Source organism: Streptomyces sp. NRRL S-378 (genome assembly GCF_000720645.1).
Taxonomy (GTDB): Bacteria; Actinomycetota; Actinomycetes; order Streptomycetales; family Streptomycetaceae; genus Streptomyces.
The window spans coordinates 53,372-71,553 of record NZ_JOBX01000004.1; the positions used below are offsets into that span (position 1 = coordinate 53,372).

General features: G+C 71.2%; 19 protein-coding genes. 9 read left to right on the forward strand and 10 right to left on the reverse strand.

Annotated features, from left to right (window positions below; all coding sequences use genetic code 11):
- Positions 1-201 precede the first annotated feature (201 nt).
- From nhaA to IH80_RS0104215, 3 genes are all read left to right on the forward strand, one after another.
- A complete protein-coding gene (gene nhaA / locus IH80_RS0104205; RefSeq protein WP_078906321.1) occupies positions 202-1,635 on the forward strand; it encodes a Na+/H+ antiporter NhaA in 1,434 nt (477 codons plus the stop codon).
- A gap of 70 nt (positions 1,636-1,705) precedes the next feature.
- Positions 1,706-2,164 carry a phage holin family protein gene (locus IH80_RS0104210; RefSeq protein ID WP_030957793.1) on the forward strand — a complete coding sequence of 153 codons (459 nt, stop codon included), beginning with the start codon at positions 1,706-1,708 and terminating at the stop codon, positions 2,162-2,164.
- The gene (locus IH80_RS0104215) at positions 2,161-3,120 is read left to right on the forward strand and encodes an alpha/beta fold hydrolase (RefSeq protein WP_030957795.1); all 960 of its coding nucleotides are present in this window, start codon (positions 2,161-2,163) and stop codon (positions 3,118-3,120) included. Before IH80_RS0104210 ends, IH80_RS0104215 begins: the two co-directional genes overlap by 4 nt.
- 322 nt (positions 3,121-3,442) lie before the next feature.
- Here IH80_RS0104215 and IH80_RS0104225 read toward each other — a convergent pair whose 3' ends face one another.
- The 3 genes from IH80_RS0104225 to nth all read right to left on the reverse strand — a co-directional run bounded on the left by IH80_RS0104225 (position 3,443) and on the right by nth (position 6,309).
- Positions 3,443-4,645 carry a MarP family serine protease gene (locus IH80_RS0104225; RefSeq protein WP_030957796.1) on the reverse strand — a complete coding sequence of 401 codons (1,203 nt, stop codon included), beginning with the start codon at positions 4,643-4,645 and terminating at the stop codon, positions 3,443-3,445.
- Between the two features lie 13 nt (positions 4,646-4,658).
- Positions 4,659-5,381: an NUDIX hydrolase gene (locus tag IH80_RS0104230; protein ID WP_199819209.1), complete on the reverse strand. Its 723-nt coding sequence runs from the start codon at positions 5,379-5,381 to the stop codon at positions 4,659-4,661.
- A gap of 97 nt (positions 5,382-5,478) precedes the next feature.
- Positions 5,479-6,309 carry an endonuclease III gene (gene nth / locus IH80_RS0104235; RefSeq protein WP_234432118.1) on the reverse strand — a complete coding sequence of 277 codons (831 nt, stop codon included), beginning with the start codon at positions 6,307-6,309 and terminating at the stop codon, positions 5,479-5,481.
- Between the two features lie 290 nt (positions 6,310-6,599).
- Here nth and IH80_RS0104240 point away from each other — a divergent pair, with 290 nt between their 5' ends.
- Together IH80_RS0104240 and IH80_RS0104245 are read left to right on the forward strand one after the other, a co-directional pair.
- The gene (locus IH80_RS0104240; RefSeq protein ID WP_003981529.1) at positions 6,600-7,274 is read left to right on the forward strand and encodes a Crp/Fnr family transcriptional regulator; all 675 of its coding nucleotides are present in this window, start codon (positions 6,600-6,602) and stop codon (positions 7,272-7,274) included.
- A gap of 163 nt (positions 7,275-7,437) precedes the next feature.
- Complete coding sequence (locus IH80_RS0104245; protein WP_037878845.1) at positions 7,438-8,274, forward strand: nucleotidyltransferase; 837 nt, start codon at positions 7,438-7,440, stop codon at positions 8,272-8,274.
- On the opposite strand, the gene IH80_RS0104250 is transcribed toward IH80_RS0104245, so the two are convergent.
- The 5 genes from IH80_RS0104250 to IH80_RS43515 all read right to left on the reverse strand — a co-directional run bounded on the left by IH80_RS0104250 (position 8,255) and on the right by IH80_RS43515 (position 11,118).
- On the reverse strand, positions 8,255-8,557 hold the full coding sequence (locus IH80_RS0104250; RefSeq protein ID WP_030957803.1) for a hypothetical protein: 303 nt from the start codon (positions 8,555-8,557) through the stop codon (positions 8,255-8,257). The two genes, IH80_RS0104245 and IH80_RS0104250, sit on opposite strands and share 20 nt — an antisense overlap.
- Complete coding sequence (locus IH80_RS0104255) at positions 8,554-9,399, reverse strand: MBL fold metallo-hydrolase (RefSeq protein WP_030957804.1); 846 nt, start codon at positions 9,397-9,399, stop codon at positions 8,554-8,556. Before IH80_RS0104255 ends, IH80_RS0104250 begins: the two co-directional genes overlap by 4 nt.
- Entirely contained in the window at positions 9,396-10,304 is a 909-nt protein-coding gene (locus IH80_RS0104260) for an NUDIX hydrolase (protein ID WP_030957805.1), read from the reverse strand. Before IH80_RS0104260 ends, IH80_RS0104255 begins: the two co-directional genes overlap by 4 nt.
- Before the next feature lie 182 nt (positions 10,305-10,486).
- Positions 10,487-10,960, reverse strand: a complete 474-nt coding sequence (locus tag IH80_RS0104265; protein WP_030648108.1) for a RidA family protein — start codon at positions 10,958-10,960, stop codon at positions 10,487-10,489.
- Positions 10,957-11,118, reverse strand: coding sequence for a DUF4177 domain-containing protein (locus IH80_RS43515; RefSeq protein WP_007264966.1), 162 nt, complete (start codon positions 11,116-11,118; stop codon positions 10,957-10,959). The genes IH80_RS0104265 and IH80_RS43515 overlap by 4 nt, the downstream gene beginning before the upstream one ends.
- A gap of 72 nt (positions 11,119-11,190) precedes the next feature.
- Here IH80_RS43515 and IH80_RS0104275 point away from each other — a divergent pair, with 72 nt between their 5' ends.
- Entirely contained in the window at positions 11,191-12,171 is a 981-nt protein-coding gene (locus IH80_RS0104275; RefSeq protein WP_030957807.1) for an ArsA family ATPase, read from the forward strand.
- On the forward strand, positions 12,168-13,421 hold the full coding sequence (locus IH80_RS0104280; protein WP_030957809.1) for an ArsA family ATPase: 1,254 nt from the start codon (positions 12,168-12,170) through the stop codon (positions 13,419-13,421). The genes IH80_RS0104275 and IH80_RS0104280 overlap by 4 nt, the downstream gene beginning before the upstream one ends.
- 31 nt (positions 13,422-13,452) lie before the next feature.
- On the opposite strand, the gene IH80_RS0104285 is transcribed toward IH80_RS0104280, so the two are convergent.
- Positions 13,453-13,803, reverse strand: a complete 351-nt coding sequence (locus IH80_RS0104285; RefSeq protein WP_030648100.1) for a WhiB family transcriptional regulator — start codon at positions 13,801-13,803, stop codon at positions 13,453-13,455.
- Positions 13,804-14,188: 385 nt separating this feature from the next.
- On the opposite strand from IH80_RS0104285, the gene IH80_RS0104290 reads away from it, so the two are divergent.
- The gene (locus IH80_RS0104290) at positions 14,189-16,468 is read left to right on the forward strand and encodes a transglycosylase domain-containing protein (protein ID WP_051808782.1); all 2,280 of its coding nucleotides are present in this window, start codon (positions 14,189-14,191) and stop codon (positions 16,466-16,468) included.
- A 158-nt stretch (positions 16,469-16,626) separates the two neighbouring features.
- Here the strand turns inward: IH80_RS0104290 and IH80_RS0104295 are convergent, their stop codons facing one another.
- Positions 16,627-17,088 carry a GatB/YqeY domain-containing protein gene (locus IH80_RS0104295; protein ID WP_030957812.1) on the reverse strand — a complete coding sequence of 154 codons (462 nt, stop codon included), beginning with the start codon at positions 17,086-17,088 and terminating at the stop codon, positions 16,627-16,629.
- A gap of 67 nt (positions 17,089-17,155) precedes the next feature.
- Here IH80_RS0104295 and IH80_RS0104300 point away from each other — a divergent pair, with 67 nt between their 5' ends.
- Positions 17,156-18,094, forward strand: coding sequence for a metallophosphoesterase (locus tag IH80_RS0104300; RefSeq protein ID WP_030957813.1), 939 nt, complete (start codon positions 17,156-17,158; stop codon positions 18,092-18,094).
- Positions 18,095-18,182: the final 88 nt, after the last annotated feature.

Sequence of the window (18,182 nt, forward strand, 5' to 3'; positions counted from 1 at the left end):
ACCGGCGAAGGACACGGGAAGGGGCACTCGGCGCGACGCGCCGGGCGCCCCTTTCACGCATAAAGTGATGATCGCCGGATACGCCCTCGCGTACACCCTGTAAAATCTTGAAAGCGTAAAGAAAGACCACAGGGTGCGCCGGGAAGTCTGGTCGGCAACGAGTTCCGCCATGCCGTCCAACAGCCCCCGGAGGTGCCCCCCGTGGCCGCGCCCACCCCCACCGACCACAACAGCCGCAAGCTGCTCGGTCGCCTCTCGCTGCCCGAGAGCCGCTACATCGCCGATGCCCTGCGCGCCGAGACGGTGGGCGGCGTCCTGCTCCTCGTGGCCGCGATCGCCGCCCTGCTGTGGGCCAACATCCCCGCCATCTCGGACAGCTACGCGAGCGTACGGTCCTTCCACATCGGCCCCGCCTCCCTCGGCCTGGACCTCTCCCTCCAGCACTGGGCGGCCGACGGGCTCCTCGCCGTCTTCTTCTTCGTCGCCGGCATCGAGCTCAAGCGCGAACTCGTCGCGGGCGACCTGCGCGACCCCAAGGCCGCCGCGCTCCCGGTGATCGCCGCGCTCTGCGGCATGGCCGTGCCCGCACTGGTCTACGCACTGGTCAATCTCACCGGCAACGGCTCCATGGACGGCTGGGCGGTCCCGACGGCCACGGACATCGCCTTCGCGCTCGCCGTGCTCGCCGTCATCGGCACCTCCCTCCCTTCGGCGCTGCGCGCCTTCCTGCTCACCCTCGCCGTCGTCGACGACCTCTTCGCCATCCTGATCATCGCGGTGTTCTTCACCAGCGAGATCGACTTCCTCGCGCTGGGCGGGGCGCTGGTGGGGCTGGCCCTCTTCTGGTTCCTGCTCCGCCGCGACGTCCGGGGCTGGTACGTCTACGTCCCGCTCGCCCTGGTCATCTGGGGCCTGATGTACAACAGCGGCGTGCACGCCACCATCGCCGGCGTCGCCATGGGTCTGATGCTCCGCTGCACCCGCAGGGAGGGCGAGCAGACCTCCCCCGGCGAGCACATCGAGCATCTGGTCCGGCCCGTCTCGGCCGGTCTCGCCGTACCGCTCTTCGCGCTCTTCTCCGCCGGGGTATCGCTCTCCGACGAGGCCATCGCGCAGGTCTTCACCCGACCCGAGACCCTCGGCGTGGTCCTCGGCCTCGTCGTCGGCAAGGCCGCGGGTATCTTCGGCGGGACCTGGCTGGCCGCCCGCTTCACCAAGGCCGAGCTGAACGAGGACCTGGCCTGGGCCGACGTGCTCGCCGTCGCCACGCTCGCCGGCATCGGCTTCACCGTCTCCCTCCTCATCGGCGAGCTCGCCTTCGCGGGCGACGCGGTCCTCACCGACGAGATCAAGGCGGCCGTGCTGATCGGCTCCCTCATCGCCGCCGTGATCGCGTGCGTCCTGCTCAAGCTCCGCAACCGCCGCTACCGGCTGCTCACCGAGGCCGAGGAGCGCGACGAGGACCACGACGGCATCCCGGACATCTACGAGGAGGACAAGCCCGAGTACCACCTGCGGATGGCGAAGATCTACGAGGACAGGGCGGCGGAACACCGCCGCAAGGCGGAGAAGGCGGCCGCCGCCGCGTTCCGAAGCGCAGCCGGGTCCACCACCGAGGCCGACCGTCCGGCATGATCTGAGTGACGACGCAGGCACAGACGCACGACAGCCGCCACGCGGCGGCGGACGACAGAAGGAGAGAGCGATGAGCGCAGTGGACCAAGGGGCGCAGGGAGCCGAGCGCACACTCGGCCAGCTGGTCGCCTCGGCCACCGCCGAGATGTCCGCCCTGGTTCACGACGAGATCGCCCTGGCCAAGGCGGAACTCCGCGAGGACGCCAAGCGCGTGGGCAGCGGCAGCGTCTCCCTCGTCGCCGCGGGCGTCTTCGCCGTCTTCTCCCTCCCGGTGCTGACCTTCGCCGCGGCGTACGGGATCCACAACCTTGGGCTCGGCCTCGCCTGGTCCTTCCTGATCGTCGGCGGCGCGTTCCTGCTGATCGCGGGTGTGCTCGCACTGATCGCCGTACGGAAGTTCAAGAAGATCAAGCCGCCGGAGAAGTCCATCGCCTCGGTCAAGCAGACCGCCGCGGTGGTCGGGACCGTCAAGCCGCACCCGCGGCCGGTGAGTGACCAGGCTGTGGGTGTGGCACGCTCGTCCTCATGACAGCGCCCACGCCGGACCCCAGCATTCCGCCCACGGCCACCACAGCCGTGCGGCTCGACCTCCCCGGCGGGGAAGCGGTGACGCACCGGGACGTGGCCGCCAACGGTGCCCGGTTCCACGTCGCCGAGCTCGGTGACGGGCCGCTGGTGCTGCTGCTGCACGGCTTCCCGCAGTTCTGGTGGACCTGGCGGCACCAGCTGAGAGCGCTCGCCGACGCCGGGTACCGCGCGGTCGCGATGGACCTGCGCGGGGTCGGCGGCAGCGACCGCACCCCGCGCGGCTACGACCCCGCCAACCTGGCGCTCGACATCACCGGGGTCGTACGGTCCCTCGGCGAGCCGGACGCCGCGCTCGTCGGGCACGACCTGGGCGGGTACCTCGCCTGGACGGCGGCCGTGATGCGGCCCAAGCTGGTGCGCCGTCTCGTCGTGTCGTCCATGCCCCATCCCCGTCGCTGGCGCTCGGCGATGCTGTCGGACTTCGGGCAGACCCGGGCGAGTTCACACATCTGGGGCTTCCAGCGGCCGTTCGTGCCCGAGCGGCAGCTCGTCGCCGACGGCGGGGCCCTCGTGGGGGACCTGATCCGCGACTGGTCGGGGCCGCGGCCTCCCGAGGAGGAGGACCTCACCGTGTACCGGCGGGCCATGTGCATCCCGTCCACCGCGCACTGCTCGATCGAGCCGTACCGCTGGATGATGCGGTCGATGGCCCGGCCGGACGGGCTGCAGTTCAACCGGCGGATGAAGCGCCCCGTCCGGGTGCCCACGCTGCACCTGCACGGTTCGCTCGACCCGGTGATGCGCACGCGCAGCGCGGCCGGATCCGGCGAGTACGTCGAAGCCCCGTACCGGTGGCGGCTGTTCGACGGGCTCGGGCACTTCCCGCACGAGGAGGACCCCGTCGCCTTCTCGACCGAGCTGGTGAACTGGCTGAAGGACCCCGAGCCGGACCGCTGACCGCCCGCCGCACGTACGGCAGTTCAGCGGTCCGATCGTCCTACGGGCATTCAATTGCCCGGCGCATAGGCCAATTGGCTGCCCCGTGCGGGATTACGGACCTTGGGGCCCGGGCACAGAGCCGAGTATGAGCTGGACGCACGACTACGGTGACACCGCGCACGAACGCCGCTCGGCAGCCACGCCGGGCACGCACGAGAGGGCCGGCCGGCACGGCCACGGCCCACGCCTCGGCATTCCCCGCATCCTGCGCCGCCGGGCCCGCTGGGTCTCCGCACGCCTGCGGCATCCGCGGACGTAGGGACCCGGCGGGGGCGCCGCGTCAGAGGGCGCAGCCCTGGCTCTCGACCCGGCGCTCGGCGGTCCGGCCCTTCTCGATGTCGTCGCGGATCTCGTCCACGGTCAGGGCGTAGCCGGTGTTCGGGTCGTCGAGGGACTTCGCGAACACGACCCCGTAGACCTTGCCGTCGGGCGTCAGCAGCGGGCCGCCGGAGTTGCCCTGGCGGACCGTCGCGAAGAGCGAGTAGACGTCCCGTCGGACGGTGCCGCGGTGGTAGATGTCCGGTCCGTTGGCATTGATCCGGCCGCGGACGCGGGCCGCGCGGACGTCGTACGCGCCGTTCTCCGGGAAGCCGGCGACGATCGCGTCGTTGCCGCTCGTCGCGTCCTTGTCGGTGAACTCCAGCGGCGGCGCCTTCAGCTTCGGCACGTCCAGGACGGCGATGTCGCGCTCCCAGTCGTAGAGCACGACCTTGCCGTCGTACAGCTTGCCCTCGCCGCCGATCTGCACGGTCGGCTCACTCACCCCGCCGACGACGTGCGCGTTGGTCATGACCTTGCCGGGCGCGAAGACGAAGCCCGTGCCCTCCAGCACCTTGCTGCAACTGGGCGCCGTACCCACGACCTTCACGATCGAGCGCTTGGCCAGGTCCGCGACCGGACTGGTGGCGAGCGCCGGGTCGGGCGCCTTCACCTCGGTGATGGGCTCGTTGGAGAACGGGCTGAACACCTGCGGGAAGCCGTTGCGCGCAAGGGTGGAGCTGAAGTCCGAGAACCAGCTGTTCGCCTGGTCGGGCAGCACCCGCGAAACCCCCAGGAGCACCTTGGAGTTGCGGACCTCCTTGCCCAGGGTCGGCAGCGAGGTACCGGCCAGCGCCGAGCCGATCAGCCAGGCCACGAGCAGCATCGCGACCACGTTGACCAGGGCGCCGCCCGTGGCGTCGAGCACGCGCGCGGGCGTGCCGGTGATCTGGCGGCGGAGTTTGCCGCCGAGATGGGTGGTCAGCGCCTGGCCGACCGAGGCACAGATGATGATCGCGACGACGGCGATGACCACGACCGTGGTGGACACCTGGGTGCCGTTGTCGGTCACCCGGTCCCAGATCAGCGGGAGCAGGGCAACGGCGACCAGGCCACCGCCCAGGAAGCCGATCACCGACAGGACGCCGACGACGAACCCCTGGCGGTAGCCGACGATCGCGAACCACACGGCGGCGAGCAACAACAGGATGTCCAGCACGTTCACGTGGGCCACCGTCTCATGCGTGCCAGTCGAGCGGGACCTGACGTGATCGGTCCCACGGGCGTTCCCAGCCGGCGAAGTGCAGGATCCGGTCGATCACTCCGGCCGTGAAACCCCAGACGAGGGCCGACTCGACGGTGAAACCGGGGCCAAGGTGCCCCCGCGGGTGGACCGTCGTGACCCGGTGCTCGGGATCCGTGAGGTCGGCCACGGGAACCGTGAACACCCGGGCCGTCTCGGCCGGGTCCACGACGCCGACCGGACTCGGGGTGTGCCACCAGCCCAGGACCGGGGTCACGACGAACTCGCTGACCGGGATGTAGAGCCGGGGCAGCACCCCGAAGAGCTGAACACCGGAAGGATCGAGTCCGGTCTCCTCCTCGGCCTCGCGCAGGGCCGCCGACAGCGGGCCGGTGGTGTGCGGATCCCCGTCCTCCGGGTCCAGCGCGCCGCCCGGGAAGGACGGCTGGCCCGCATGCGAGCGCAGCGTGCCGGCGCGCTCCATCAGGAGCAGCTCCGGCCCGCGGGGGCCCTCGCCGAACAGGATGAGGACGGCCGACTGCCGCCCCCGGCCGTCCTCGGGCGGCAGGAACCGGCTCAGCTGCCGCGGTTCCACGGTCCGGGCGGCCTTGACGACGGGATCGAGCCAGTCGGGCAGGCCGGCGGTGGTGACGGCCGGGCCGCCCCCCTCGCGCACTCCCGCAGTGACCCCGGCCTCGTCCCGTGTACCGCGCGTCATAGGCGCTCCTGTCCGCGTTCCTCTGTCAACAGCGTCTCCCACACCGCAAACGCGGTCCGGGTACCGATTCGTTCCTACGGCTTCGTTCCTGCTGCTCCTACGGCTCCTGCGCGGCGACCGCGCCGAGCGGCGGCGCCGGCAGGCCCGGGTAGTCCGGGGGCGGGCTCAGCCGCTGGCCCGGCTGGCCGCCCTTCTCGTACTTGAGCAGCTTCTTCGCCTTCTCCGGGTCCGTCTCGCCCTCCCCGTACGCCGGGCACAGCGGAGCGATCGGGCAGGCCCCGCAGGCGGGCCTGCGGGCGTGGCAGATGCGGCGGCCGTGGAAGACGACGCGGTGCGAGAGCATCGTCCACTCGCTCTTGGGGAAGATCGCGCAGATCTCCGCCTCGACCTTCTCCGGGTCCTCCTGCTCGGTCCACTTCCAGCGGCGCACCAGCCGTCCGAAGTGGGTGTCCACGGTGATCCCGGGGACACCGAACGCATTGCCGAGGACCACGTTGGCGGTCTTGCGGCCGACGCCCGGCAGCTTCACCAGGTCCTCCAGGCGGCCCGGCACCTCCCCGCCGTGGTCGTCCCGCAGCGCCTGCGACAGGCCCAGCAGCGACTTGGCCTTCATCCGGAAGAACCCGGTCGGGCGGATGAGCTCCTCCAGATCCTCGGGGACGGCCGCGGCCATGTCCTCGGGGGTCGGATAGGCCGCGAAGAGCGCCGGGGTCGTCTGGTTCACCCGCAGGTCGGTGGTCTGCGCGGACAGCACCGTCGCGACGAGCAGTTCGAAGGGATTGCGGAAGTCGAGCTCCGGATGGGCGTACGGGTAGGTCTCGGCCAGCTCGCGGTTGATGCGACGCGCCCGGCGCACCATGGCCAGGCGGGATTCCGGCTTCGCCGCCTTCGGTTTCTTGGCCGAAACTTTGCCCTGAGGGGCAGTCACGGCCTTCGGGGGCACCTTCGAAGGACCCTGTTCGCCCACAGCTGAATTTTGGGCGTCCGTCACTCCTGCGGACCCCTTGGCCTGTGCTCTCACCGGCTTATTGGACACCCGGCCAGCCTAAGGCCGGGCGCTGACACCCGTCCGGACCTCAGGTAACACCACCCCGATTGGGCTCTCGCCGCACAGCACGCCCGTCCGTCCGGCATCCTTGTGATTGATCGCACTGTTTGAGCCGTCCGGCAAAATGGGGAGCACGGTCCCCTGAGCTGGTCGACATAGGAGAGAGACTCGTGGACGACGTTCTGCGGCGCGCCCCGCTCTTCGCGGCGCTCGATGACGAGCAGGCCGCGGAGCTCCGCGCCTCCATGGGCGAGGTGACCCTCGCACGCGGTGACGCCCTGTTCCACGAGGGCGACCCCGGCGACCGGCTGTATGTCGTGACCGAGGGCAAGGTGAAGCTGCACCGCACCTCCCCCGACGGCCGCGAGAACATGCTGGCCGTCCTCGGCCCCGGCGAGCTGATCGGTGAGCTGTCGCTCTTCGACCCGGGCCCGCGTACCGCCACCGCCACCGCGCTGACCGAGGTCAAGCTGCTCGGCCTCGGCCACGGCGACCTCCAGCCCTGGCTCAACGCCCGGCCCGAGGTCGCGACCGCGCTGCTGCGCGCCGTCGCCCGGCGCCTGCGCAAGACCAACGACCAGATGTCCGACCTGGTCTTCTCCGACGTTCCCGGCCGCGTGGCCCGGGCGCTCCTCGACCTGTCGCGCCGCTTCGGCGTGCAGTCGGAGGAGGGCATCCACGTGGTGCACGACCTCACCCAGGAAGAGCTCGCACAGCTCGTCGGCGCCTCGCGCGAGACCGTGAACAAGGCCCTGGCCGACTTCGCGGGCCGCGGCTGGCTCCGCCTGGAGGCCCGCGCGGTGATCCTGCTGGACGTGGAGCGCCTCGCGAAGCGCTCCCGCTGACGGCTGCCGGCCGCACCGCCGGTCGTACGCAGAAGGGTCCTGCCCGGCCGGGCAGGACCCTTCTGCGTGCCCGGCGAAGGCTCCCTCCACGGGGTCGGCCTCCGGCCTCCCCCGGCCCCCGCGCCTCGAACGCCCGGGGAGCCGGTCCGTGCACAGTGGAAGCATGGAGCACCGCGGTCTGGACGCCTACGGGTACTTCGAACGGGAGGGCTCGCTCGGGCAGGTGCAGAGCGAGTTCCGCGGGGTCGTGGCCGCCGCGCGCGAGCGGACGGCCGAGGCCTACGGGCGCCGGCTGCACAGCGCGTACCTGTACGGGTCCGTGCCGCGCGGGACGGCCCTGCCCGGGCGCTCCGGCCTCGACCTGCTGCTCGTCCTGCACCACGCGCCCTCGCACGACGACCGCGACACCGCCGAGGTCCTCGCGCGCGCCGTCGACGCCGACTTCGAGCAGATCGACGGCGTCGGCGTCCTGCTGCACGACAAGGACACCGTGCTGAGCGAGGAGGAACGATTCGACCTCGGCTGGTTCCTCGCCTGCCTGTGCACCCCGCTGCTCGGCGCGGACCTGGCCGAGCACCTGCCGCGCTACCGGCCGGACAGCCTGCTCGCCCGGGAGACCAACGGCGACCTCGCCGCGCTGCTGCCCACGTGGCGGACGAGCCTGCGGGAGGCGTCGACCCCGGCGGAGTACCGGCGGCTGAGCCGGCTCTTCGCACGGCACCTGGTGCGCACGGGATTCACGCTGGTCATGCCCCGGTGGGGCGGCTGGACGAGCGACCTGACGGAGTCCGCGGAGGTATTCGGCACCTACTACCCCGAGCGCGCCGCCCAGATGCGGGCCGCGGCCGCGGTGGCCCTGGCTCCGGTCGAGGACCCGGCCGTGCCGCGCGGCTACGTCGAGGACCTCGGACCGTGGCTCGCGGACGAGTACACGGCACGCCACGGCACGAAGACGCGCCGCCGCCCGCGGGGACCGGGGCCTACTTCTTCTGCTCGGTGACGGCGAGGGCCTCGACGGCCAGCTTGGCCTCCGCCAGGCCCGCGCCGGTGATGCGGCGGTAGGCCTTGATCGCCGAGATCTGCCGGTCGTCCCGGATCAGTGCGCGCACCTCGTCCAGGCCCGCCGGCTCCGGCTCCTCGATGCCCAGGTGGTCCAGCAGCAGCGCCAGGCGGCGCTCCGTCCGGTCCGCCTGCACCTGGAGGCTCTTCACGCGCAGCGACACCGTCGAGGTGATCCATCCGGCGGTGCCTATGAGCATGACGAGCAGGAACATGGTGTTCATTCGGGTCCTCCGGGGATCAGTCCGTGATCTTGAAGGTACTCGAGCTGTGCCTGTACGGACCACTGCGCCGCCGGCCACAGGGAGCGGTCGACGTCCGCGTACACCTGGGCGACGACCGCCTCGGGGGTGGTGAAGCCGTTCTCGACGGCCGTCTCGACCTGTGCCAGCCGGTGCGCCCGGTGGGCCAGGTAGTACTCGACGGCGCCCTGGGCGTCCTCCAGGACCGGCCCGTGCCCCGGCAGGACGGTGTGCACCCCGTCGTCCACGGTGAGCGAGCGCAGGCGGCGCAGGGAGTCCAGATAGTCGCCGAGGCGTCCGTCGGGGTGCGCGACCACCGTGGTGCCGCGGCCGAGGATGGTGTCGCCGGTCAGCACCGCCCGGTCGGCGGGCAGGTGGAAGCAGAGCGAGTCGCTGGTGTGACCGGGCGTCGGCACCACCCGCAGCTCCAGCCCGCCGGTCCGGATCACGTCCCCGGCGGCCAGCCCCTCGTCGCCCAGGCGCAGGGCCGGGTCCAGCGCGCGGACCTTGGTACCGGTGAGCTCGGCGAGGCGGCCCGCGCCCTCCGCGTGGTCGGGGTGGCCGTGGGTGAGCAGGGTGAGCGCGACCCGCTTGCCCGCCCGCTCGGCCGTGGCGACGACCGCCCGCAGGTGGGCCTCGTCCAGCGGGCCGGGGTCGATGACGACGGCGAGGTCCGAGTCGGGCTCGGACACCAGCCAGGTGTTGGTGCCGTCCAGGGTCATCGCGGAGGGATTGGGGGCCAGTACGTTCACCGCGCGGGCGGTGGCCGGACCCGAGGTGACGAGTCCGCGGGGCTGTCCGGGCAGTGCGGCAGCGTCGCTCATGCGGGACCTCCGGGGTCGGCGGGGCGCCCGAGGCGGACGCGCTTGGTGAACTCGTCGTGGCCCGGCCAGCTGAGCACCACCTCGCCGTCCTCCAGTGCGGCCTGCGCCAGCACCGGGGCGAGCTCCTGGGCCCCCGCCGCGGTGAGCGCGTCCGCGGCGCTCCCGTACGCCTCCAGGGACCGCAGCGTGGAGATGGTCGGCGGCATCATCAGCAGCTCGCCCTTGTCGTACCCGTCGGCCGCGTCGGCCGGGCGGATCCAGACGGTCCGGTCGGCCTCGGTGGAGGCGTTGCGGGTGCGCTGGCCCTCGGGGAGGGCGGCCACGAAGAACCAGGTGTCGTAGCGGCGCGGCTCGAACTCGGGCGTGATCCAGCGCGCCCAGGCACCGAGCAGGTCCGAGCGCAGCCACAGGCCACGGCGTTCGAGGAAGTCCGCGAAGGACAGCTCCCGCGCCACGAGGGCCTGCCGGTCCGCCTCCCAGTCGTCGCCGGTGGTGTCCCCGACGACCGTGTCCGCGGTCGGGCCGGCGAGCAGGACGCCCGCCTCCTCGAAGGTCTCCCGTACGGCGCCGCACACGATGGCCTGCGCGGTACGGGCGTCGGTCCCGAGCCGGGCCGCCCAGTCCGCCTGCGAGGGGCCCGCCCAGCCGACGTGGTGCTCCTCGTCGCGGGGGTCGACCCCGCCGCCCGGATAGGCGTAGGCACCGCCGGCGAAGGCCATGGAGGCCCGTCTGCGCAGCATGTGGACGACGGGCCCGTCCGGGGTGTCGCGCAGGAGCATCACGGTGGCGGCGAGCCGCGGTTCCACCGGGGTGAGCGAGCCGTCCGCGAGCGCGCGGATGCGGTCGGGCCATTCGGGCGGGTACCACTGGCCCCCGGCGGGGGGCTGCTGCTGACCATTCGGCATGGCCGGATGCTACGGCCATCCGGCCCGATGTTCGAGGGTCGTCCTTCCGACGGCCGACGCGCGGCGGCCGGAAAGGCTACGCCCGCCGGCCCGCGCCGGGACGGACCCGGGAGCGGGCCGGCTCGGGACGCCGGCGCCGTGAAACGGCGCAGCGCCCCGGTCCGTACGGCTTCCCGCGGGGGTCAGGCTCCGGGAACCAGCTCAACCTGGATCTCGACCTCGACGGGCGCGTCGAGCGGCAGGACCGCCACACCGACGGCGCTGCGGGCGTGGACGCCCTTCTCGCCGAGGACGGCGCCCAGGAGCTCGCTCGCGCCGTTCAGCACGCCCGGCTGACCGGTGAAGTCGGGGGCCGAGGCGACGAAGCCGACGACCTTCACGACACGCGCGATCTTGTCGAGGTCACCGACGACCGACTTGACGGCGGCCAGGGCGTTCAGCGCGCAGGTGGCGGCCAGTTCCTTGGCCTGCTCCGGCGAGACCTCGGCGCCGACCTTGCCGGTGACCGGCATGCTGCCCTTGACCATCGGGAGCTGGCCCGCGGTGTAGACGTAGGCGCCCGACCGCACCGCCGGCTGGTAGGTGGCCAGCGGCGGGACGACCTCGGGGAGGGTCAGGCCGAGCTCGGCCAGCTTCGCGTCGACGACGCCGCTCATGCCTTCTCCCGCTTGAGGTAGGCCACGAGCTGCTCGGGGTTGTTCGGGCCGGGCACGACCTGGACGAGCTCCCAGCCGTCCTCGCCCCAGGTGTCCAGGATCTGCTTGGTGGCGTGGACAAGCAGCGGGACCGTCGCGTATTCGAACTTCTTGGTCATGGGAGCGAGGGTAGTGCCTGTGATGCGGGGCTCATGCGCGCCCCGGGAGCCGAGTGGTTAGGCTCGGGCGATGTGAGCAGGCTCCAGGTGGTCAGCGGCAAGGGCGGCACCGGCAAGACCACGGTCGCCGCGGCACTCGCGCTTGCCCTCGCGCGCGAGGGCGGACGGACTCTACTGGTGGAGGTCGAGGGGAGGCAGGGGCTCGCGCAGCTCTTCGGCGCCGAGGCGCTCCCCTACGAGGAGCGGAAGATCGCGGTGGCGCCCGGCGGGGGCGAGGTCTTCGCGCTCGCCATCGACGCCGAGCGGGCGCTGCTGGACTACCTCCAGATGTTCTACAAGCTCGGCTCGGCCGGGCGCGCCCTCAAGAAGCTCGGCGCCATCGATTTCGCGACGACGATCGCCCCCGGCCTGCGCGACGTGCTGCTGACCGGCAAGGCCTGCGAGGCGGTGCGCCGCAAGGACAAGGCCGGGCAGTACGTCTACGACCACGTGATCATGGACGCGCCGCCGACCGGGCGGATCACCCGCTTCCTCAACGTCAACGACGAGGTCGCGGGCCTGGCCCGGTTCGGGCCGATCCACAACCAGGCGCAGGCCGTCATGAAGGTGCTCAAGTCCCCCGAGACGGCGGTGCACCTGGTCACCCTCCTCGAGGAGATGCCCGTCCAGGAGACCGCGGACGGCATCGAGGAACTGCGCGAGGCGGGGCTGCCCGTCGGCCGTGTCGTCGTCAACATGGTCCGCCCGCACCATCTGGACGAGGACACCCTGCGCACCGCGGCCGGCGACCACCGCGCCGGGGTGGCCCGCGCCCTGTCCCGGGCGGGGCTGGGCGGCGCGCGGCGCGGCGGACTGGCCGAGCGGCTGGTCGAACCGCTGCTCGCGCAGGCAGCCGAGCACGCGGGCCGGGTGGAGCTGGAGCGCGAGCAGCGCGCCGTACTGACTGGCCTGGACCTGCCGACGTACGAACTGCCCCTCCTCGGGGCGGGGATGGACCTGGCGGGGCTCTACGAGCTGGCCAAGGAACTGCGGAAGCAGTCGGTGGCCGAATGAGCGAGGGGGTGGACACGGTGGGCCTGGACTCTCCGCCGCGGCTGGCGGTCGACCGGCTGCTGGACGACCGGCAGACCCGCATCATCGTGTGCTGCGGGGCGGGCGGCGTCGGGAAGACGACCACGGCCGCGGCCCTGGGCGTACGGGCGGCGGCGCGCGGGCGGAAGGCGGTCGTGCTGACCATCGATCCGGCGCGGCGGCTCGCGCAGTCGATGGGCATCGACTCGCTGGACAACACGCCCCGCAGGGTCGCGGACGCCGGTGAGGACGGCGGCGAACTGCACGCCATGATGCTGGACATGAAGCGCACCTTCGACGAGATCGTCGAAGCGCACGCGGACGCCGAGCGCGCCCGGGCCATCCTCGCCAACCCCTTCTACCAGTCGCTGTCGGCCGGTTTCGCGGGCACGCAGGAGTACATGGCGATGGAGAAGCTCGGGCAGCTTCGGGCCCGGGACGACTGGGACCTGATCATCGTGGACACCCCGCCGAGCCGGTCCGCGCTGGACTTCCTGGACGCGCCGAAGCGTCTCGGGTCCTTCCTGGACGGGAAGTTCATCCGGGTGCTGATGGCGCCGGCGAAGGTGGGCGGCCGGGCCGGGATGAAGTTCCTGAACGTCGGCATGTCGATGATGACCGGCACCCTCAGCAAGCTGATGGGGGCTTCGCTGCTGAAGGACGTCCAGACCTTCGTGGCGGCGATGGACACGATGTTCGGCGGCTTCCGCACGCGCGCCGACGCGACCTTCCGGCTGCTCCAGGCGCCCGGTACGGCCTTCCTCGTGGTCGCGGCGCCCGAGCCGGACGCACTGCGCGAGGCGGCGTACTTCGTGGAGCGGCTGGCCGCGGAGCGCATGCCGCTGGCCGGTCTGGTGCTCAACCGTGTGCACGGCAGCGGGGCCGACCAGCTGTCCGCCGAACGGGCGTTGGCCGCCGCAGAGAATCTTGAAGAAGGCGGCATTGTCGATCAGGAGTCCGGGAAAGCTGGACTTCGTGACACGGCCGCCGAACCCCCCGGCGCCGATGACGACACCACGGCCGTCGACCGGATCACGGCAGGACTGCTGCGCCTGCACGCCGAACGGATGCAGGTGATCGCGCGTGAGCAGCGCACGCGTGATCGCTTCACCTCGCTTCACCCCGAGGTGGCGGTGGCCGAAGTGGCCGCCCTGCCCGGCGATGTGCACGACCTCGCCGGACTGCGGGCCATCGGAGAACGACTCGCGGCCGGGGTGCCGGCCGGAGCGTAAGGCGTTCGTACGAAGGTGGCGGCCGTGTGTTCTACCCGGCTGCCGCGTACGTCTCGTACGGAACGTCGATCTCCGCGTCTGCATCCATGGTCAGGATGCCCGTGCTGCGCTCGTACTCCGTGCGTGCGGTTTCGAGCAGCCGTCGCCACGAGGTGACGGTGGGACGCCGGCGCAGCAGCGCACGTCGTTCCCGCTCGGTCATTCCGCCCCACACGCCGAACTCGACGCGATTGTCGAGCGCGTCGGCCAGGCATTCGGTCCGCACCGGACACCCGGTGCACACCGCCTTGGCCCTGTTCTGTGCCGCTCCTTGAACGAACAGTTCATCCGGATCGGTAGTGCGGCAGGCTGCCTGCGCACTCCAGTCGGTAACCCAGCCCATCCCGGCGCCGTCCTCTCCCGAATCGAGGCTCCCCCACGGCGGTAGCGGCATATTCACCGCTGCCAGTTGAGGACGTTACGGAAGGCAGGCACAGTGCAACACCCCCGACGGGCCCAATCTTGAATGGTCCGAACGGACTATGGGTAAGCGGCAGATCACCCGACGGAGTGATCCGGCGACATGCCCGACCATTCCGGCGATTCGGGTGTAATCGGCGGATCAAGTTCACCGGGGCAGCGAGATTCGGACATCAGTCCACCCCATTCGGGAAGGGTGAAAATCAAGCCGAGGGGTTGATGTCGCACCGGACTGCTGTGACAGTTGGGGTCAGCTTAGGCCAAGGCATTCGCGTGTGTCCGGCGAATCAGAACGTAGGCTGCCCTCCATGGGAAAGAAGCGCTCGGGCGGCGGGCTCACCGGTAGTCAGCAGGCCGCCAAGTTCCTCGGGGTGTCCGTTCTCTCCGGAGTCGTGCTGGCGGGCATGGCGATTCCGGCTGCAGGCGCCCTGGGACTGGCCGCCAAGGGCACGGTCGAGGGATTCGACGAGATCCCGGCCAATCTCAAGACGCCACCACTGAGCCAGCGGACCACGATCCTGGACGCCGAGGGTGGCTTGATCGCCACCGTCTATTCGCGCGACCGGCAGGTGGTCCCGCTCACGTCGATCTCCCCGTACATGCAGAAGGCCATCGTCGCCATCGAGGACTCGCGCTTCTACGAGCACGGCGCGGTCGACCTCAAGGGCATCCTGCGCGCGGTCAACCGCAACGCGCAGGAGGGCGGCGCGGCCCAGGGCGCGTCCACGCTCACCCAGCAGTACGTGAAGAACGTCTTCGTCGAGGAGGCCGGCGACGACGAGACCAAGGTGCGCGAGGCCCAGGAGAAGAGCCTCGGCCGCAAGATCCGCGAGCTGAAGTACTCGATCCAGGTCGAGGAGGAGCTCGGGAAGAAGAAGATCCTCGAGAACTACCTCAACATCACCTACTTCGGCCAGCAGGCCTACGGGATCGAGTCCGCCGCCCAGCGGTACTTCAGCAAGCCGGCCAAGGACCTGACCCTGGAGGAGTCCGCGCTGCTGGCGGGCGTCGTGCAGTCGCCGAGCCGCTACGACCCGGTGAACGACGCCCAGGAGGCGATGAAGCGCCGCAACATCGTCCTCCAGCGGATGGCCGACACCAAGGACGTCTCGCAGGCGGAGGCCGACGCGGCCAAGGCCAAGCCGGTCACGCTGAAGGTCACCAAACCCAGGAACGGCTGCATCACGGCGGTCAAGGGCGCGGGCTTCTTCTGCGACTACGTGCGCAACTCCTTCCTGACCGACCCGGTCTTCGGCAAGACGCGCGAGGAGCGGGCGAAGCTCTGGAACAAGGGCGGCCTGACCGTCCGCACGACCCTGGACCCGCAGTCGCAGGACGCGGCCAACGAGTCGATCAAGGACCACGTCTACCAGGAGGACTCGATCGCGACGGCTGTGACCATGGTCCAGCCGGGCACCGGACGGGTGCTGGCGATGGGCCAGTCCAAGCCGTACGGCTTCGGCAAGAACGAGACGCAGATCAACTACTCCGTGGACAAGCGGATGGGCGGCTCGAACTTCGGCTTCCAGGTCGGTTCGACCTTCAAGCCCTTCATCGCCGCCGCCGCCCTGGAGCGGGGGATGCCGCCGACGAAGGTCTACCAGGCCCCGAACAAGCTCGACTACCCGAGCCCGATCTCCCGCTGCGACGGCTCGCAGTACATCAACACCCAGAAGGAGTCCGCGGAGAACGAGACCGAGGACGAGATCGGCCCGTACGCGCTGCGTACGGCGATGGAGAAGTCGATCAACACCTACTTCGTCGAGATGATCTCCGAGATCGGCCTGTGCCCGGTGTCGGAGATGGCGGCCAAGCTCGGCGTGGTGCCGGCGAGCGGCGCGAAGCTGGCCGACGGCCCCGCCATCGCGCTCGGCTCGGAGGAGATGTCCCCGCTGACGATGGCCAACGCGTACGCGGCCTTCGCCAACCGCGGCGTCTACTGCACCCCGGTCGCCATCGAGTCGATCACCGACGCACACGGCAAGGCGCTCGCGGTGCCCAAGAGCAAGTGCGAGCGGGCGATGTCGCAGAACACCGCCGACACCATCAACACCCTGCTGAGCGGCGTGGTCGACTCCGGCACCGGTGAACGGGCCGGCCTGACCGACCGCGACAGCGCGGGCAAGACCGGTACGACCGACTCCCGCTACAACGCCTGGTTCGTGGGCTACACCCCGAACGTCTCCGGCGCGGTGTGGGTCGGCTCGGGCGGCGCGAAGAAGATCACGATGGAGAACATCGTGATCGGCGGACGCTCCTACGACAAGGTCTTCGGCGGTGGCCTGCCCGGCCCGATCTGGAAGGACGCGATCACGGGCGCGCTGTCCGGCCGCGAGGCCCTGCGCTTCACCACGGTCCACATCGCCGAACCGAACGTGCCCTCCGGCGGCCCCCGCGGCAACAAGCCGTCCACCAGCCCGAACCGGCCCGGCAAGCCCGGCGGCGACGGCAAGCCCGGCGGGCGGCCCGGCGGCCAGACCGCGGGCCAGACGGGCGGCGCCACGGGCGGCGGCGGGGAACCGGACATCCCCTTCCCCGGGATCACGATCGACCCGGGCAACGTGATCGGCGGCCGCGGCCCCCGGTAGCGGGCGGTACGCGACGACGACAGAAAGGGGAGGGCCCCGGCCGAACAGGCCGGGGCCCTCCCCTTTCGTCGTGCGCGTTCGTCGTGCGCGTTTGGTCGTACGCGTTCGTCGTGCGCATTGGTCGTGCGCATGGGTCGTGCGCGTGGGTCGTGCGAGTCCTACGAGAGCGCCTTCTTCACGGCGGCGGCGACACGCCCGCCCTCCGCCAGTCCGGCGACCTTCGGGGTCACGATCTTCATGACGGCGCCCATGGCCCGCGGCCCCTCGGCGCCCGCCGACCGGGCCTCCTCGACGGCCTCCGCCACGATCCCGGCGAGCTCCTCGTCGGAGAGCTGCTTGGGCAGGTAGGTGTCCAGGAACTCGCCCTCGGCGCTCTCGCGCGCGGCCTGCTCGGGACGACCGCCCTGCGCGAAGGCGTCCGCGGCCTCACGGCGCTTCTTCGCCTCCTTGGCGATCACCTTGAGGACTTCCTCGTCGGAGAGCACACGGGCCTCCTTGCCCGCGACCTCCTCCTTGGTGATGGCGGCAAGGGTCAGACGCAGCGTGGACGAGTGCAGTTCGTCGCGCGCCTTGATCGCAGTGGTGAGGTCTTCCTGGAGCTTGGCCTTGAGCGTGGTCATGCAGGTGAGTGTGCCAGGTGCGGGGACGGTGGCGCCCACCCGTTTTCCGGTCTGCGACGATGGGTCCATGCGTGCGCGTTACGGAGTACCACTGAAAGCGGCTGCCGGAATCGCTGCGGTGGGGGCCGCGGGTGTGGCCTATGCCGCCGGTTTCGAGGCACGGTCCTTCCGGCTGCGCCGGGTCACGGTGCCGGTGCTCCCCCCGGGGATGCGCCCCCTGCGCGTACTCCAGGTCTCGGACATCCACATGGTCGGCGGGCAGCGCAAGAAGCGCGCCTGGCTGCAGTCGCTGGCCGGGCTGCGCCCCGACTTCGTGGTGAACACCGGCGACAACCTGTCCGACACCGAGGGCGTCCCCGAGGTCCTCGACGCCCTGGGCCCGCTGATGTCCTTCCCCGGCGCGTACGTCTTCGGGTCGAACGACTACTACGGGCCGCGGCTGCGCAACCCCGGGCGCTACCTGGTCGAGAAGGTCCAGGGCCGGCACGGGCTGAACGGCAACAAGCCGGTCGTCGGCGCCGTGCACAACCCGTGGGAGGAGATGCGGGACGCCTTCGACGCGGCAGGCTGGCTGAACCTCACCAACACCCGGGCCCGGATGAAGCTGGACGGGCTGGAGCTGGCCTTCACCGGCCTCGACGACCCGCACATCAAGCGGGACCGCTACGAGAGCGTCGCCGGAGGACCGGAGGCGGACGCGGACTTCTCGCTGGCCGTGGTGCACGCCCCGTACCTGCGCGTCCTCGAATCCTTCACCGCCGACCGGTACCCGCTGATCCTCGCGGGCCACACCCACGGCGGACAGCTGTGCATCCCCTTCTACGGCGCCCTGGTCACCAACTGCGACCTGGACACCAAGCGGGTAAAGGGCCTGTCCACGCACGAGGCGGCGGGCCACCGCTCCTACCTGCACGTCTCGGCCGGCTGCGGCACGAACCGCTTCACCCCGGTCCGCTTCGCCTGCCCGCCGGAGGCCACCCTGCTGACCCTCACCCCGAAGGCGTAGGGCCCCCGCGCCCGCTCCGCGAAAACCGGATTTCGTCTCCGGCGAGAGGTCCGCTAAAGTAATCGATGTCGCCAGGACAGCAACACTT